This is a genomic window from Trichocoleus desertorum ATA4-8-CV12 (assembly GCA_019358975.1).
Lineage (GTDB): Bacteria > Cyanobacteriota > Cyanobacteriia > FACHB-46 > FACHB-46 > Trichocoleus > Trichocoleus desertorum_A.
The window spans coordinates 126,089-142,932 of record JAHHIL010000004.1 but is presented as its reverse complement, the minus strand read 5'-3'; the positions used below and the strand labels follow the sequence as shown (position 1 = coordinate 142,932).

General features: G+C 48.0%; 15 protein-coding genes. 6 read left to right on the top strand and 9 right to left on the bottom strand.

Annotation, left to right across the window (positions count from 1 at the left end):
* Window positions 1-12: 12 nt before the first annotated feature.
* A complete protein-coding gene (locus KME12_06355; GenBank protein MBW4487395.1) occupies window positions 13-1,137 on the bottom strand; it encodes a DNA topoisomerase IB in 1,125 nt (374 codons plus the stop codon).
* Between the two features lie 325 nt (window positions 1,138-1,462).
* Here KME12_06355 and KME12_06350 point away from each other — a divergent pair, with 325 nt between their 5' ends.
* From KME12_06350 to KME12_06330, 5 genes are all read left to right on the top strand, one after another.
* Window positions 1,463-1,657, top strand: a complete 195-nt coding sequence (locus KME12_06350; GenBank protein ID MBW4487394.1) for a heavy-metal-associated domain-containing protein — start codon at window positions 1,463-1,465, stop codon at window positions 1,655-1,657.
* Window positions 1,658-1,782: 125 nt separating this feature from the next.
* The gene (locus KME12_06345; GenBank protein MBW4487393.1) at window positions 1,783-2,022 is read left to right on the top strand and encodes a hypothetical protein; all 240 of its coding nucleotides are present in this window, start codon (window positions 1,783-1,785) and stop codon (window positions 2,020-2,022) included.
* Between the two features lie 579 nt (window positions 2,023-2,601).
* The gene (locus KME12_06340) at window positions 2,602-3,357 is read left to right on the top strand and encodes a hypothetical protein (GenBank protein ID MBW4487392.1); all 756 of its coding nucleotides are present in this window, start codon (window positions 2,602-2,604) and stop codon (window positions 3,355-3,357) included.
* A 124-nt stretch (window positions 3,358-3,481) separates the two neighbouring features.
* Window positions 3,482-4,438, top strand: a complete 957-nt coding sequence (locus KME12_06335; GenBank protein MBW4487391.1) for a LysR family transcriptional regulator — start codon at window positions 3,482-3,484, stop codon at window positions 4,436-4,438.
* A 79-nt stretch (window positions 4,439-4,517) separates the two neighbouring features.
* Window positions 4,518-5,606, top strand: a complete 1,089-nt coding sequence (locus KME12_06330) for an anthranilate phosphoribosyltransferase family protein (GenBank protein MBW4487390.1) — start codon at window positions 4,518-4,520, stop codon at window positions 5,604-5,606.
* On the opposite strand, the gene KME12_06325 is transcribed toward KME12_06330, so the two are convergent.
* The 6 genes from KME12_06325 to KME12_06300 all read right to left on the bottom strand — a co-directional run bounded on the left by KME12_06325 (window position 5,574) and on the right by KME12_06300 (window position 11,171).
* Complete coding sequence (locus KME12_06325; GenBank protein MBW4487389.1) at window positions 5,574-6,500, bottom strand: MBL fold metallo-hydrolase; 927 nt, start codon at window positions 6,498-6,500, stop codon at window positions 5,574-5,576. The genes KME12_06330 and KME12_06325 overlap by 33 nt on opposite strands.
* Window positions 6,487-6,894, bottom strand: a complete 408-nt coding sequence (locus KME12_06320) for an aspartate 1-decarboxylase (GenBank protein MBW4487388.1) — start codon at window positions 6,892-6,894, stop codon at window positions 6,487-6,489. The genes KME12_06325 and KME12_06320 overlap by 14 nt, the downstream gene beginning before the upstream one ends.
* 348 nt (window positions 6,895-7,242) lie before the next feature.
* Window positions 7,243-7,785, bottom strand: coding sequence for an inorganic diphosphatase (locus KME12_06315; protein MBW4487387.1), 543 nt, complete (start codon window positions 7,783-7,785; stop codon window positions 7,243-7,245).
* Between the two features lie 689 nt (window positions 7,786-8,474).
* Complete coding sequence (locus KME12_06310) at window positions 8,475-10,277, bottom strand: ABC transporter ATP-binding protein/permease (protein MBW4487386.1); 1,803 nt, start codon at window positions 10,275-10,277, stop codon at window positions 8,475-8,477.
* A gap of 143 nt (window positions 10,278-10,420) precedes the next feature.
* On the bottom strand, window positions 10,421-10,780 hold the full coding sequence (locus KME12_06305; protein ID MBW4487385.1) for a carbon dioxide-concentrating mechanism protein CcmK: 360 nt from the start codon (window positions 10,778-10,780) through the stop codon (window positions 10,421-10,423).
* A 79-nt stretch (window positions 10,781-10,859) separates the two neighbouring features.
* Window positions 10,860-11,171 (bottom strand): BMC domain-containing protein, encoded by a 312-nt coding sequence (locus tag KME12_06300; GenBank protein MBW4487384.1) that lies wholly within the window; start codon window positions 11,169-11,171, stop codon window positions 10,860-10,862.
* Window positions 11,172-11,608: 437 nt separating this feature from the next.
* Here KME12_06300 and KME12_06295 point away from each other — a divergent pair, with 437 nt between their 5' ends.
* Entirely contained in the window at window positions 11,609-12,400 is a 792-nt protein-coding gene (locus KME12_06295) for a cobyrinic acid a,c-diamide synthase (protein ID MBW4487383.1), read from the top strand.
* A gap of 60 nt (window positions 12,401-12,460) precedes the next feature.
* Here the strand turns inward: KME12_06295 and KME12_06290 are convergent, their stop codons facing one another.
* A complete protein-coding gene (locus KME12_06290; protein ID MBW4487382.1) occupies window positions 12,461-14,398 on the bottom strand; it encodes an ABC-F family ATP-binding cassette domain-containing protein in 1,938 nt (645 codons plus the stop codon).
* Between the two features lie 145 nt (window positions 14,399-14,543).
* On the bottom strand, window positions 14,544-16,754 hold the full coding sequence (locus KME12_06285) for a sugar nucleotide-binding protein (protein ID MBW4487381.1): 2,211 nt from the start codon (window positions 16,752-16,754) through the stop codon (window positions 14,544-14,546).
* Window positions 16,755-16,844 lie beyond the last annotated feature (90 nt).

Below are 16,844 nucleotides of genomic sequence, written 5' to 3'. Positions count from 1 at the left end.
CATCAGGACTGTCTAGCTAGCGGCGGGTTGCTGTGCTTCGAGCTGCTGCTCCAAAATCTCTACAATAGCCATTTCTTCGGGCTTCAAGGCATAAGAAGATTCTGTCGCAGGTCGTCGCATAACCTTTTCTAAAGTCGGCTCCAGAGAACCGTCTAGATAAGCATCGAGAATGGCAGGGTGGACATAGTACTTGCGGCAAGTTGCAGGTCGGTTGCCTAAATGAGCCGCCACGTTTTTGATCGCCTGATTGATGTTTTTCTTCGCTTGGGTCTGTGACTGAAAAGGGCCAATTTCTGCTAGTTCTAAAGCCGCCATGACTGTGCCTGACCAGGTGCGGAAGTCTTTGGCGGTAAAGTCTTGCTGGGTGACTTCGTGCAAGTAGGTATTAACAGCCCCAGAGTCGATACACTGGCGCTGACCTTCATCATTGAGATATTGAAACAACTCATGGCCTGGAATTTCTTGGCAACGCTTAATGATGCGGGCTAGGCGGCGATCGCTGATTTGAATGTCATGATCTACCGCACTCTTGCCCCGAAACTTGAATCGGAGCGTGGTGCCAGAAACATCGACATGCTGACAGCGCATGGTTGTAAGACCAAAAGAGCGATTCGTTCGGGCATAGGTTTCGTTACCCACCCGGATACAGGTGGTTTCTAGAAGTCGTACGACTGTCGCCAGCACCTTCTGGCAAGGCAAACCGCGTAAACCCAGGTCATGATCCACACGCTCACGAATCATAGGCAGAGCATCACTAAAGGCGATCATCCGGGTAAATTTGGTTTGATCTCGCACCTGCCGCCACAACGGGTGATAGCGATACTGTTTGCGCCCCTTCGCATCCCGCCCTGTTGCCTGAATGTGACCATTAGCATCGGGACAAATCCAAACCTCTTGATAAGCAGGTGGAATGGCTAAGGACTCAATTCGTTGAATGTCGGCTCGATCGCTGATTTTTTGCCCCTCTGGATCAATGTAGACGAATCCCTTACCCCTAGATTGACGCTGAATCCCAGGAACGTTGTCATTCACGTAGCGTAACCCAGCCGCTTGAGCCGACTGGACTGGATCGGTGATCAGCGCAGCTAAAAATTTTTGCCGACGCGATCGCTTGGAACGCTGACGTTGCAGTTGCATGGGGAAAGAAGGTATACAGTCTGATGTATTTGTCACTCTAACGAACAGCCGCAAATCCTCACTCTACAAAAAAGTATAAGTACATAGATATAGCCCAAACTAATCAAACTCAGACAGAGCCAAGTGTTTCACAAGGCTTTTTTAAGGGCTGCAAGGCTTATGACTAGGGCGATCGCAGCCTCATGGCGTCCATCTCCTGCTCTATCTTTAGTTAACCTTAGAAACAGCCTAAAATCAGAAAAGATAAGTCTTCAGAGGAGTGGCAAAAGAGGGCGATAGAAGCAGAAAATGTCATCATCCTATAATCATTAATCTGGAAAAAACTATGACGCTCAAACTCAATGTCCCAACCATTTCTGGCCCTGATTCTGTTGAGGATATCAAGAGAACCATCAAAACGACTGAGCCTGATGCCAAAGTTGAAGTAGATGTAGAAGCAAAGACAGTCACCGTAGAAACTGATGCATCAGACGAAACCATTAAGCAGTTGATTTCTGCGACAGGTCACAAAATTGCGTAATTCTGTTCTGTAACTCTGTTGCATAATCAGTTCGTGGCGGCTCACTGCTGATCAGCTTCTGTGTCCGTCTAGTATGGCATGATGGTCAAGGCTGACCCTAATATTAGACGACATTAATTGCAGCAATGAGCCATCACATGGATTCTCTACCTCAAATTCCGATTGAAGAATTACAGCTTTCAATGCAAGCTTACGGTTTTTTGAAGCGAACTCAAATTCATGCGATCGCTGATTTAGAGAACTACACCGAAGAAGACTTAAGAATTTTAGATCCTACAGCGGCGGATGAGGTAATCGGAGCACTACAGAGCCGCTTAGGAATCACGTTATCTAATACTTTCGATACGGATGATCAAATAGTTTGAACCCAGCTTAAATCTAGCTTGAACCTACCAACCTCATGTAGGCTAGGCTTGTAGGCTAGGTCAAAATCCAGGTTGGGTTTGATCAACCCCTTACTTTGACAGAAAAACAGCCTCAACTGGTCTCAACTTGCGATAGAGGGTGCTTCAAATTGGGAGTGTTAGCTTAAGAATTAAGCACACAACTTAATTCCGGAAAGATATTTTTCGAGGGGTTACTGCCAAGAAAAACAGCCATCAGTATCTTAGCTTACAATTTCTGATGGTTGTCCAAATTCTACCATCTAACCTCTCGCTCTATTTCATCTAACTGGTAAAGCTTTGCAAGCAAGTTTGCGTGCCCAACTACATTAAAACTCTCTCTTGCTTGAAGTTATTGCCATGTCGGAAAATATTTCTCTCCGAGACCCCATAGGTCTGCTTAACAATACAAAGGTTACAGAATTTTCGCTACTTTTAGACAACTTTAGAAACGGAATTTGGTTACTCGGCATTCCTTCCTGGCTGTTTGCAATTGTTGATAGAAGCTTTTCAGCTTTGGCTGATAGCTGCTTTTCAGCCGTTGAAATTTTACATTTGTCTATGGCTTCAGTGTTCTTTGTCAGTTGGTTATGTTTAAAGCCAGAACAGGCATTGCAGAAAGTTCCTCTTGAAGCGCTGAGCGAAGTTGAGTCAAGTTCGGAGTTGTCACCCCATGAGCTTTTTCTTCAGACTGCTCAAGCCAGAATGACTGAGCTAGCCGATCAGCATATGATCAGGCAGGAATATGATCTGCCATTTCCCCAGCTTTGCCAGATCTATCATTTGCTAAACCTGAAGCATTTAGAAAATGTTCATAGTTTCAGTTTAAATAACCTCAGAATTCTGAAAGTAAGTCATGCTCAGCCAACTTCCATTGGAGGTCACATTAAATTTCAAACTAGTTTGGCATCTCCCTTTAATGTCCTAAGAATCTGGCGGCAACCCATTGTGGAAGTCGATTTGATCTTACATAGCCCTTACACGGTTGAGTTAAGCATCCCGGTTTATAACGAAAAAAGAATCACGGTTCTATTTAACGCCATTCCCCTCAGCAACTCTGAACATAAATTGCTCATCGACATTTACAGTGACTTGCCCTGGCCTAAACCCCTTTTGCAAGCCTTGTTACATGTCTCCGCCTTCCTGACTTTGTTTGAGGATCTACCCTATTTGCACCGACTGACACAGAGAAATCTAGAACGGTTGTTTAACTCCAATCGAGTCCCCACCCACGAAACCATGTGGCTGTTTGGGCGGTTTGTCACTCTCTACGGCTCAAATACTCAGTCTCTACCGCCTGCTAGAGCGATCGCCTAGTTTTCTAGAATCTTCAGGAATCTGGGGCTACCAGTTGAGCGATCGCACTCAGTATGTATCAAGCCTTACCAAACTGATTGGGCAGATCGGCTACATCTCTACATGTAACTTAGGCTACATGATTATGCGCCTGGAGCAGTTGCAAGCTTTTTTGGCCGTGGCTGAGACGACTAGTTTTCAGCAAGCTGCCCGTCGATGTGGAGTCACCCAATCTACCATCAGTCGCCAAATTCAGGCGCTGGAAGCCGACTTGGGCTTGTTGCTATTTCACCGCACTGCTCAGGCGCGTCTTACCTTAGGGGGCGAGCGATTGCTGCCACGGGCGCGCAAAATTTGTCAAGAATGGGAATTAGCGGCCAATGAGCTAGCCGATTTAATGGCGGGGAAACAACCAGAACTTTGCATCGCTGCGATTCATTCGGTTTGTGCCCACTATCTACCTCCGGTTCTACAACGATTTTGTCAGGACTACCCAGACATGCAGCTACGGGTGACTTCTCTAGGTAGCGATCGCGCCCTCAAAGTCTTGAAAGATGGCTTGGTAGACTTGGCGATCGTGATGAACAACCGTTTGCTGACGACGGGGCCAGAAGTCGTGGTTGATCCGCTCTATGATGAATCGATCGAAATTTTGATGGGCGCAGATCATCCTCTAACCGAATATGAGCGGGTGCCTTGGGCAGAGTTGGTGCGTTATCCCCAAGTGGTATTCAAAGACGGCTACGGCATGCAGCGGTTGGTGCAAGAGCAGTTCCAGCGCCAAGGAGCCACCTTAAACGCGGCTTTAGAATTAAACACCTTGGATGCGTTTCGTGGAATTGTGCGCCAAGGAAAGCTAATTGCTCTGTTGCCTAAAGCAGCCATTTTTGATGCTCATATTGACCCAACTTTGGCGATCCGACCCACTGACGAACCGATGCTAATCCGTCAGGTAGTCTTAGTTACCACCCGCGATCGCTTGCAAATTCCTCCCATCCAGCGATTTCGTGAGTTAGTTTATCAATTAATTCGAGATCACATTGCAGGGATTCCTGACAGCACTTTAGGACTGGGTTCCACAGGCTCGCTGCAAGCGGTATGATGCTTTAGCGGTGTTTCCAAACCATTTTGAGCGAAACACCAGAGAAAACTCCCAAGACCGTTTTATTTGAGCTGCGACCATGAGCGATGCCTTTAGAGAACTACTGCAAAAAGTTGGCAGTGGCCCCCATACCGGGAAGAATTTAGATCGCTCAGAAGCAGCCGCCGCCACACGCATGATGTTGCAGCAGGAAGCAACACCCGCTCAGATCGGAGCTTTCATGATTGCCCACCGTATTAAGCGACCTACCGGAGAAGAACTGGCAGGCATGCTGGATGCTTATGCGGAGTTGGGCCCCCAGGTGCAGCCTTTAGACTCAGAGCAAACCGTACTCGTATTTAGCGCCCCTTACGACGGGCGATCGCGCACCGCTCCCATTAGCCCATTAACAGCGCTCATTGTGTCGGCAGCGGGTTACCCAGTGATCCTACATGGCGGCGATCGCATGCCCACCAAGCAGGGCTTACCATTGATCGAAGTTTGGCAAGGGCTAGGCGTTGACTGGACAGGGCTGACCCTAGAGCAAGTACAGCAAGTGTTAGCCACCACTCAACTGGGTTTTGTCTATTTGCCCCATCATTTTCCCCAAGCGCATGGGTTGGTGCCTTACCGTGACCAAATTGGCAAGCGTCCTCCCTTCGCCACTCTAGAGCTACTTTGGGCTCCTTACGCAGGCAGCACCAATGTGGTGTCTGGGTTTGTCCACCCACCCACTGAAGTGATGTTACAAGATGCCTTCCAGTTACGGGGATTTCCTGCGAGCTTCACCACGGTCAAAGGGCTAGAAGGCAGTTGCGACTTACCGCGCGATCGCACAGCCATCATCGGGCTGGGGCAAGGGGGCGCTAACTTCTCCTTAGAGCGTTTGTTGCTAGCTCCCCGGGACTATGACTTGGCTGGAGTCGATGTGCCTTTAGGCGAAACTGCTCAACTCATTGCTGATATGCAGGCTGTTTTGCAGGGGCAGAGTTCTGAACTGGCGCGATCGGCAATCTGGAACGGTGGATTTTATCTCTGGCGCTGTGGAGCCTGTGCTGACTTAGCCACAGGCTTAACTCAAGCCGAAGTCTCACTCACGCAAGGACAAGCAGCCGCCCAACTACAAAAAGTACAACAGGCAGTAGCAGAGCTAGCCTCAGATCTCCAAGATCATGCCTTCGCGGGCTAGGAATCCGGTAGGAAATACAATTTTTAGTTGCTCACCCACTTCATCTAAAAAGTCATCATCGTGAGTGGGGTCATGATGGAACATAGCAATACGCTTTACCCCTGCGGCTTTAGCCACCTCAACCCCTGCCTGCCAAGTTGAGTGGCCCCAGCCTACTTTGGGGGTTTTGACATCGTGGTATTCCTGGTCGGTGTAGCAGGCATCGTAAATTAGCAAATCTGCACCACGGGCGAGATGCAGGAGATTTTCGTCCAAGCGATCGGGAAAATGCTCGGTATCCGTGGCGTAAACCACTGTGCGTCCCTGCCAAGTAATGCGGTAACCGATCGCAGTATTAGGGTGATTCAAGGAACCTGTTTCGATCGCGATATCGTCTAGGGCCACCGCATCTCCGGGTGTCAAGTCATAAAACTTGAGGTCTGACTGCATCACCTGAATCGGCACCGGAAAGTTAGGGTGCAGCATTTGATCGCTTAAACGCTGCTTCATCGTAGCCCCATTCGGTGCGATCGCCCCGTAGATGTGAAAACAGTTGCCCGGAATAAAAGCTGGCGTAAAAAACGGAAAGCCTTGAATATGGTCCCAGTGGGAGTGGGTAAATAGCATGTAGGCTTCTACTGGCATTTCTTGCAATAGCTCACGGCCTAACACACGCAGACCAGTGCCACCATCAAAAATCAGCCGCTTACCGCCGACTCGCATTTCAACACAGGATGTGTTGCCACCATAACGAACTGTTTCAGACCCAGGAGCAGGAATGCTGCCCCGGACACCCCAAAATTGCACCAAGAATTGGTCGGAACCAACCCCTGTGGCCTGGAGAGCAATCTCATGAACAGACTGTGGCTCATGAACAGACTGTGGGTTTTGAGCGGGTGAATTAGACTCTGACATCTTCAATCAAACCAGACCTTGGTAGCATGTGATTGTATCGGAGCACTTCTGCTAGTCGATTGCGCTCATCTACTAAAACAACCGTAGGACAGTGAGTTTCGACTTCTGTCGTATCAAACTGTGCGTAGGTCATAATAATGACGCGATCGCCTTTCATACCGAGACGAGCAGCAGCACCATTAAGTTCAATCGCTCCAGAATTAGCTGGGGCTGGGATTGCATAGGTGATGAGTCGTTCGCCATTAGCCACATTGACTACTTGCACTTGCTCATAGGGTAAAATCCCTGCTGCATTTAATAAAACCTCATCAATACTGATGCTACCCACATAATTGAGATTGGCAGCAGTGAGGGTGCAACTGTGAATTTTGGCTAAGAGAAGCGTCCGATGCATAGTATGGAAAAGTCTTCTAAAGGAAAAAGTTTAAAGCCTGAGGTCACCCAAACACCTTAATTAATTATGTACACTCCCCTTTCGTCTATACTGGCACAAGTTATTAAAGTCGGGAAGATTTTAGGGTGCTCTAGGTAAATACTAGGAGCGGTAGTTCACTTGCTTTGATTGCCTATCTAATATCCAAACCTCACCCCAACGGCGGCACTCCTCTCCTGGAGGAGCTACCGTTTATACACAGCTCGATCGTTCTATTTAACTTGTGTATACACCGTAGCCTACAGGAGAGGGGACGGAGAAGAGGTCAGCTCAGGTTAGAAATTTTGGGCATTGCTGCCTCCGTAATTCTTAGTGAGTACTTGAGTCAGAGTCTCTGCCTTTCTCACTACCTGCTTTAATGCACTCTTCAACTAAGGGCATCACGTGATCTACATCTTTCCAGCCTAAGATTTCGGTGACTTTTTTCTCCAGATTCTTGTAAGTTCTGAAGAACTCGGCAATCTCGTCTAGGCGGTGTTGAGCAATGTCTTTAAGAGACTTCACATGAGCATAACGTGGGTCTTTGTCAGGAACGCAAAGAATTTTTTCGTCGCGATCGCCGCCATCAATCATCTCTAGCATCCCAATAGGACGAGCCGCAATGACACACCCTGGAAAAGTGGGCTGATCCATGATCACCATGCCATCGAGGGGATCGCCATCATCTGCCAACGTGTTAGGCACGAAGCCATAGTCGTATGGGTACTGGACAGAGGCATAGAGGACGCGATCGAGCGCCATAGCTTGCAGGTCTTTATCGTACTCGTATTTGTTTTTGCTACCCGCAGGAATTTCGATTAGGACGTTGATCAAACCTGCTTTAGGCTGTGCAGGAATGCGTGATAAGTCCACAGTGTTTCTCCAAGTTAACAGACTACAGAGGCGATCTAAAGGAAGTTTTAGATGTCCGATAGACACCTGTAAATTAGCTGAGCTAGCCAAACTAGATAAGCACAAGTAAAGTGAAGAGTCTTGCAATAAAACTCTTCACTTTACTTCCACCCAACTCAGTAACCAGTTCAAACTAGTTACTTAGCATTTTAGGGGAATACGGTTAATGCCGAACTGCTAATACGGGGGCTCATGATTTGAAGTGGTTCTAAAAACTGCTATCCGGGTTGCCCAAAACAACTTAAAGTGATTTACGTTACTTACATCAGTTCTCCTGGTTCCTTGCCTTGGGCAGTGAATAAGTCGGCTTCGGTTGCAAGGACTCTGAGGTGCTAGGTGAATAATGAGCAATCACGTAAATCGGTAAGGTTAAGGTCAACAAGGCTATTACAGTGCCAACAACATCGGCTAACCTATGACTAGGTCGATCCGGAGGGTTGGCGGATTGGCCACCTGATTCCATAAAGGGCTTAGTTTTCTAACTAACTCTGATAGGTTAACTTGCGTAAGGGGTGGGTCGTCATCCCCTCTAGATATAATTTTAGCTATTCCCGATGAGAAGACTGTTCTTAAGCTAACAGTCTCAAGAATTCACCCTAGACCTACCTCAACCTATCTCAACGAAAGTGCAAGTTTGGTCTTTCACGACGTTAGTTTAGCTCGCTAGGGCTTAGGCCAGTCTGAACGCGCCACAAGCTGGCATAAATGCCTGAGCGATCGATGAGCTGTTCGTGTCGCCCTTTTTCGACTAAACGACCCTGCTCCATCACGTAGATACAGTCAGCGTTCCGTACAGTAGATAGGCGGTGGGCGATCGCGATGGTGGTACGGTTTTGAGTAATTTTTTCGAGGGATCTTTGGATCGCGGCTTCAGTTTCGTTGTCTACGGCAGAGGTGGCTTCATCCAAAATCAAAATCGGCGGATCTTTGAGGACAGCACGGGCGATCGCCAAACGTTGTCGCTGCCCTCCAGATAGCTTTTGACCCCGTTCACCCACAATCGTGTCGTAACCTTGAGGCAATTGCATGATGAAGTCGTGAGCTTCTGCCACCTTGGCTGCGGCAATAATTTCGTCCGAGCTTGATGTGGGACTACCATAGGCAATATTTTCTCTGACTGTACCGTGGAAGAGAAATACGTCCTGACTGACTAGGCCGATCGCGCCGCGCAAGTCTTGTAACTGCAAATCCTGTAAAGGAATGCCATCGAGGGTAATTGTTCCAGCCTGAATTTCGTACAATCGCAGCAGCAATTTGACCAAGGTGCTTTTACCAGAGCCTGTAGAACCGACAATGGCGATGGTTCTTCCGGCAGGAATGTGTAGCGATAAATCTGCAATAACGGGTTGGCGATCGCGATAGGCAAACGTAACATGCTGCAAATCCACTTCGCCGCGCACTGACTTCACGGGCAGCGATAAATGGCCCGAATGAATTTCAATCGGGGTGTCTAGCAGATTCATCACCCGGTTAGTGGAAGCCATTGCCCGCTGGTACTGGTCTAGAGTTTCACCCAGGCGAGTTAGCGGCCACAACAAACGTTGGGTCAAAAACACCATGACGCTGTAACTCCCCACCGACAGCCTACCCGCCACCGCTTCCATGCCACCCAATAACAGAATGGCAATAAAGCCAAACAAGATGATCATGCGGATTAAAGGGACAAAGGCGGCACTGAGCTGAATGGCATGATGGTTGCTACGACGATAGCCTTCACTTTCTGCCGCAATCCGCGATCGCTCATAGCCCTCAGTGGTAAAGCTTTTGATCGTGGTAATGCCGCTGAGGTTGTTAGAAAGTTGACCGTTGAGTAAGCCAACCTTTTCTCGCACCTCGGCATAGCGGGGGGCTAGCCGCTTCTGAAAGGCGATCGACCCCCACAGAATCAAGGGCATAGGCAACATGGCGAGCCAAGCTACGCTCGGAGCCAGAATAAAAAAGGCTCCCCCAATGATCACGACTGTAGTGGCAACTTGGAGCACCTCGTTGGCTCCGAAATCTAAAAACCGCTCTAGTTGGTTAATGTCGTCGCTGAGAATTGACATTAAGCCGCCAGTACTGCGGTCTTCAAAAAAAGCCAGTTCCAAGTCTTGCAGGTGTCCGTAAGCATCTAGGCGCAAGTCATGTTGAATGTTTTGGGCCAGGTTGCGCCAGAGCCGAGCATAGGCATATTCAAAAGCTGACTCTAAGGCCCAAATCACAGCACTGAGCACCGACAGAATCACCAATTGCCCAAAGACATCTTGCACACCGAATTGGGCCAGCCAAGAATTTTGTTTTTGTACCACCACATCTACTGCCGCTCCGATCAGAGCAGGGGGGGCTAAATCAAAAATTTTGTTCAGGATGGAGTAGGCGATCGCCCAACGGATCTGGGCATGGTAACGATGGCCATACTGGAAAAGGCGTTGCAGGGGGTGCTGCGAGGAAGCTTTTTGGGGCGGCTTAGGCATGCGGTGTAGCGATCGCAATAAATAAAATAGCGGCCAGCCATAGAGATCGCTGCTAGTTTCTCAAACTCTGGAGACCTACAGCAAAATTCCTCAGATGGCAGCCGCTCAAACTAACATAACGAATTAGTAAAGCTGGTGGAAGCTTAGCTCCGGGGCGCAATGGGGCGATTAACGGCATCGCGGTACTGTTGCACTTCGTTGGTGTAGCCGATGGGTAGCACTGCTTCCACGTTTTCGTGAGGGCGAGGAATAATCACCCAAGTTTCCAAAGCACCACCATAAACACTTTCTACTGCTTCAATACCAGCTGCCATAGCAGTTTTAACTTCGGACACATCGCCCCGCACATTAACGGTAAAACGAGCGCTACCAGCCCGAATATAACCGACTAATGTGACACGACCTGCTTTAACCATGGCATCGGCTGCTGCCAGTACTGCTGGAAAGCCTTTCGTCTCAATTGATCCAATAGCTTGTGCTGAACTACCCGCCTGTGGAGGCATTGCCAAATCTCCTGAATTAAAAAGTTAAGTAAGAGAGCTAAAAACTGCCATGAAAAGGTGGAGCTTCATCCCGCCTTGATTAAAACATGCGGAACGGCTCATCTTGCTCGGTGTAATGAATGGGGAGCACCTGTTCTACATTCTCCGGAGGATTGGGAATAATGTAATGGCTCACTACTTGAGCCCCAAATACTTGCTCTGCCGATGCAATTCCAGCCTTTACTGCTTGTTGCACTTCTGAGACTGGTCCCCGCACAGCAACTAGAAACTCACCTCTTTCGGCCAGACCGTAATACACCAAGGTCACTGCCGCTGCCTTGACCATCGCATCGGCTGCTGCTAGCACCCCTGGAAACCCTAGTGTTTGAATAACGCCAACTGCCGCTGGCATGGCTAAGCTCCTGAGTCACAGAATACGTGCCATTCATTGTACGAGGCTTCGATGCCAATTGGGGCAAATAGCGGGACTCCTTTTCCTAGGCTCGAACCTGGAAATGCCAAATCCAGTTGGGTCTAGCGATCGTCAACCGAGCTTTTACTGACAAAAGTCAGCATATTCACTTAAGGCGACTTGATGCTCAGAGTATTTACAGATACAACACAGACCATGATTTGTTAGTGAATAAGTAACTATATAAAATTTTGAATGATTCGTTTTTATTAACTCTCTTATCAGCTAAACCCATCAACTCTATCAAGGTCAGCTTCAGACCGTAACCTAAGTTTTCGCTATAAAGTCGAAAAATTTTCTAGTTTTTCTCTTAGTTTTTGCAGTTTCACAATGATTTATCCGTTTTAGTTAGTTTGGTCGCACTCATGCTTCAGCTTATGACTCAGCAAAAGCATAAAGGAGGATTAACTGCTGCACCTCAAACAGCAGAAAGCATTTTGAATAAGCTGCCTTTAGAAGTACAAAAATGGGCTGAGAGCTTGCCCTGGGAACAGCGTCGTTATGTGTTGTCCCTCTGCTACTTGATCTGTGCAACTCCTCCAGAGAAGCAGGCCGAGTTTCTGGACGACTATACCGCTGATGGCTTGGTCTGTAGAGTTTTACAGGATCGGGAAAACAAGGAAAGAGTCAAGAACTATCTCAATGAGTTTCAGATTCACACAGAGCTGAGCGAATTAGTATTAAGAAATTACATTCGGCAGTTTTATATCCATTCGGCTCAGGATGCCCATCGGCAACCAGATTTGTATTTAGAATCTGCGCTTAAATTAGTAACTAACATTGAAGAGAGAAATAACGTCTTTAATTACATTTTGGGTTTTGAATTACTCAAAATGATGTTTCGGATGAGCTGGTGGGAGCACGAAAAACTATATCGGCTACAACGAAATCAAGAAGCTTTTATTAAAACCTATATCAAGCCAATCCAAAAGGCTCATCAAATCAATGGGATTATTGTTCCTAGAGATGTAGATGTGTTCTTTGCCAAGCGCGACCATTTTATTCAAAAACCCAAGGTGTCTGAGAAAAAACTCATAGAGTTGGTGATGGCTACCTTTACGACGGATGTGGTTACTAACTTTGGCTTCTCAATCATTCGCCACTTAAAGTCTTTTTGTTTTGATTACGAATACGTGTTTGAGCTTGAGCCTGAAGTAATTTTTCAATAGTGCCAGCGATCGCCTCTCAATTACCGAAAACATAGTTAAGGGCGATCGCGCTTCTACAGTTTAAGCAACCAATTCTGCTAATTCCATCCAGCGCTCAGTTGCCTCATCGATCGCTTGAGTCAGTTCTGCCAAGCGTTCTGACAAGCTCTGCACCTCGCTAAAACCAGAAGGTGGGTTGTTGTAGAGCGTCTTTTCGATCGCTTCTTTCTCCGCTTCCATTTCAGGAATTTTGGTTTCCAGCAACTCGAATTCGCGTTTTTCTTTATAAGAGATTTTTCGTGACTTATCCCCATTCAACGATTTGGCAGTTGGTTGCTCTGGGGTCGTTGGAGTCGCTGACTGGTCTGCTTTCGAAGCCGCAACTTGCTTGGTTTCCTCTTCTTCCTCTTTTTTCTTGAAGTCTAAGTAGACTGAGTAGTTACCAGGATATTGGCGTAGAGTTCCGTCTGGTTCTAGGGCAAAAATTCTGTCTATGGCGCGATCGAGGAAATAGCGATCGTGAGAAACAGCAATCACACAACCATTAAAGTCCTCTAGATATTCCTCCAAAACTGCCAGTGTTTGCACGTCCAAATCATTGGTTGGTTCATCCAGGATCAACACATTGGGCGCACCCATCAAGATCCGCAGTAGAAATAAACGACGTTTTTCTCCCCCAGAAAGTTTGTGGATGGGCGCATATTGCTGATTACCTGGAAACAAAAAGCGCTCTAGCATTTGGGAGGCGCTAATCTGGGTGCCATCGGCGACTTTAACAAACTCTCCCACTTCCTTGATGTAGTCGATTACCCGCTGGTCTTCGTTGAGAGCGGTGAGCAACTCTTCTGAGTGTTGGTCAAAATAGCCAATGTGAATTGTAGAACCGATCTCGACGGTGCCTGCGTCAGGCTGCACCCGCCCAGTGATGATGTTCATCAGCGTAGACTTGCCCGCCCCATTGCCGCCAATAATGCCCACGCGGTCTTCAGGGTTAAAGTTGTAGGTAAAGTCTTTGATTAAGGTACGACCATCGTAGGCTTTAAAGATATTGACGAGATCGATTACCTTTTTACCAATGCGACGGCCTGGGGTGGATATTTCCACTTTGCCTGGGCCTTGCTTGAATTCCTGCGATCGCATATCTTGAATGCGCTGAATCCGAGCTTTTTGCTTGGTGCTGCGAGCTTTGGGGCCACGCTTCAACCACTCTAGTTCTCGTCGCAAAACTCCTTGGTGCTTCCGCTGACTACTCACCACCGACTCTTCAGCTAGCGCTTTTTTCTCTAAATAATAGGAATAGTTGCCAGAATAACTATAAAGATCTCCTCGGTCGATTTCAATGATGCGGTTAGTGACGCGATCGAGAAAGTAGCGATCGTGAGTAATGAGTAGGAGTGCCCCCCGAAAGCGGTTTAGATAGCTTTGCAGCCATTCCACCGAGAGCGCATCTAGGTGGTTGGTAGGCTCGTCCATCAGCAACACATCGGGGTTAGCCATCAAAGCAGCGGCTAAGGCAATCCGCTTACGGTATCCGCCAGACAGAGAGCCAATCTTCGCTTCAAAATCTTCAATACCCAGTTTGGTGAGAACAATTTTGGCTTGGGTCTCCAATTCCCAGGCATTGACCGCATCCATGCGCTGAGAAACGACGGATAACCTAGCCATGAGTTGAGTGGCATCACCCTGCCCATGCGCCAATTTGTCCGAGAGTTCCTCATACTCCCGTACCAGCGTCATTCCTTCGCCACTGTCCGCAAAGACTTGCTCTAGAACCGTGTGGTTTTCGTCTAGGTCAGGCTGCTGAGGTAGGTAGACAATCTTGACACCAGAGTTGACTAAAATTTGCCCACTATCAATCGGTTCTAGCCCTGCAATCATTTTCAGCAGGGTTGATTTACCAGAGCCGTTGGTGCCAATTAAGCCAACTTTGTCGTCGGGGTTAAGGCTAAAACTGGCATCTTTAAGAATTTCTTTGATGCCAAAGTCTTTTTGAACCGACTGAAGTGTGAAGATACTCATTGAGCTTTGGACCAGCAAATTGAAGTCTACTTGGAACAGGGGATGTATCTAACCGACAAAACTTTGGTAAGAAATTAAACGGCAAGAAATTGAACGACCCTAGCTTCAATAGTAAACGCTAGCAAACATTGCCACATTACTCGCATTAAACCCGCTGGCCAAGGTAGCGATCGATCGCATTTTCTAAGGAGGGTAACAAGATGCCTCGCTCACTACTGAGGGCACTGTAAGCAGGACGAACCGCTTTAAAACCCAAATCCTTATTCGGTCTAGCCTCAATTTGCTGAGAATCTAGTCCTGCTAAGTCAGCAACATGCCGTGCCAGTTCTGCCCAAGCGATCGCGCCTGAGTTAGCCAAATGCCAGACACCATACTCCCCATCGATCATCAGATCCAGCGTGGTGTTGACCAGATCGGGCACATAGGTAGGGGAAACTACTCCATCTGATGCGGCTAGAAATCGCTGCCCTGACGCAAGAGTTCTTAGGGCGATCGTGAGGAAATTGTATTCGTCCCAAGCGCTAAAAAAGGCGCTAGTGCGGATGACCAAAGAGCAAGGATTTTTTTGTAGTACCCATTGCTCTGCTATCGCTTTGCTGCGCCCGTAAACGTTTAAAGGTGCGACTTCAGAACTTTCTAAATAAGGATTAGCGCGATCGCCATCGAACACCAAATCGGACGAGAAAGTGACAAATGAGGTAGCATGCTGAATACAAGCCTCTGCCAGGATTGCTGCTCCATCAGCATTGATACGACGACACAGATCAGGCTCCCGCTCTGCATCATCTACCCGCACATATCCAGCGGCATTAATGACCGCCCAAGGCTGCAATTCTGTCAGTACCTGATCGACAGAGGATGGATTGGTAATGTCCATCTCTTGACGAGTCAACAGGTGATAGGGGAGACCTCGGATATCACACATGCGGGCAAAGGCTTGGCCCAAGGTTCCGGTGGCACCAGTAATGAGAATCGCGGAAGGAGTTGAGGAGCCAGCGGAGGAGACGGAGGAAGCAAAGGAAGCGGGGGGAGCTGGAGGATAAAACAATCGCTCTGGCCGCCGCCACCAACCGGGTACTTCTAAAACTGGATGGTTATATTCACGTTCTTCTGCTAGGTGACGCAGCATGGAGGCTAGCGCTGTAGGCCGAGGCGAAGGACTTCGCAAGTCAAACACACCAGGCTCATAGAAATTATCGATCCGGGTCACTAAGGTATTCCAGTCATAAGCGCCTAAAAGTGACCATACCGTGATTGCCCGAATATCTATCCCTTCGGTGCGTAAGTGTTGAGCCGCGTCCCAAACCTCCTTCAGCCAGCGCAACTGCTCCTCATGAGTGCAACCTAAATGAACCTCTGTGACAGCGATCGCTCGTCCATACCGATCCCAGGTTTCTCGTAGCAACGTTCTATGTCCCGCCAGTTCTTCACAGACCCTAACCCTAACCGCTTCTATATCGGCATACTGATGGTGCTCATTACCACCATGAGCTGAAACAGGATATCGTTCTAGTCGTTCATCGAGGAATCGCTCACTCGTGAGATAGTGATTAATCCCCATAATGTCTGGGGGACAAGGATGATCCAGAAACCAGGTGAGGGCCGTTTCTTCCACGCCAAAAGAACGCAGATAATCCCACATCGGGCGATCCGGAGTTAAGCGCCCACACAATAAATCCAGGCTGAGCCACCGACGTTCGTTTTCTAACTCAGCTTGGTAGGCCAATAGGGGTGTACTGTACGTCTTGCCCAAATCCTCTGTTTGTACGAGTTGCGCCTGGGGATTGATTTCTCGAATGGCTTGCATTGACAGCGCGATCGCTCGGCATTGATTGATCAAAGCCTGAGCAAAGGTATATCCGTCTTGTCCATGAGGATACCAATGACCATACAGGCCACTAAAGCGAGCAGTGGTCAGCGGCTCGTTAACAGGTGTGTAATGGCTAACCCAGGGATAACGAGTTGCAACAGCACGGGCAAACTCAGCCAGCTTTTCTGGAAAGGTAGGGTCAATTAAGCTTGTGTGACGGGGACCGCTACCGTGATGCACTAAACCCACAATCGGACGAATGCCCAAATCATCTAACCTAGCTAATCGCTGGTCTGGCCAAGACCAATCTGCTTGCTCTAGTCCACTCGGCGCAATTTTTTCCCATAGTACTGGATAACGGATCGCCTGAATGCCCAATGCGGCAAACAGATCAAGGTCACTAATGCGAGTTTCATGACCATTACGCTTTAATTGATCAAAATACTGGTCATGAATTCGATTCACCGTACATTCAATGCCGCCCCACAGTTCTAGTGGTGGAAGGGACTTAGCGTTTGAAAGCATTTGATCTCCTAAAATATTCATGCCAACTTGCTGATAGCAGGGATACGATTCTATAGACTGTTTTGCGATCGCATCCGTCAAAAATTAGATAGAAACTTCTGAGAGCAATTA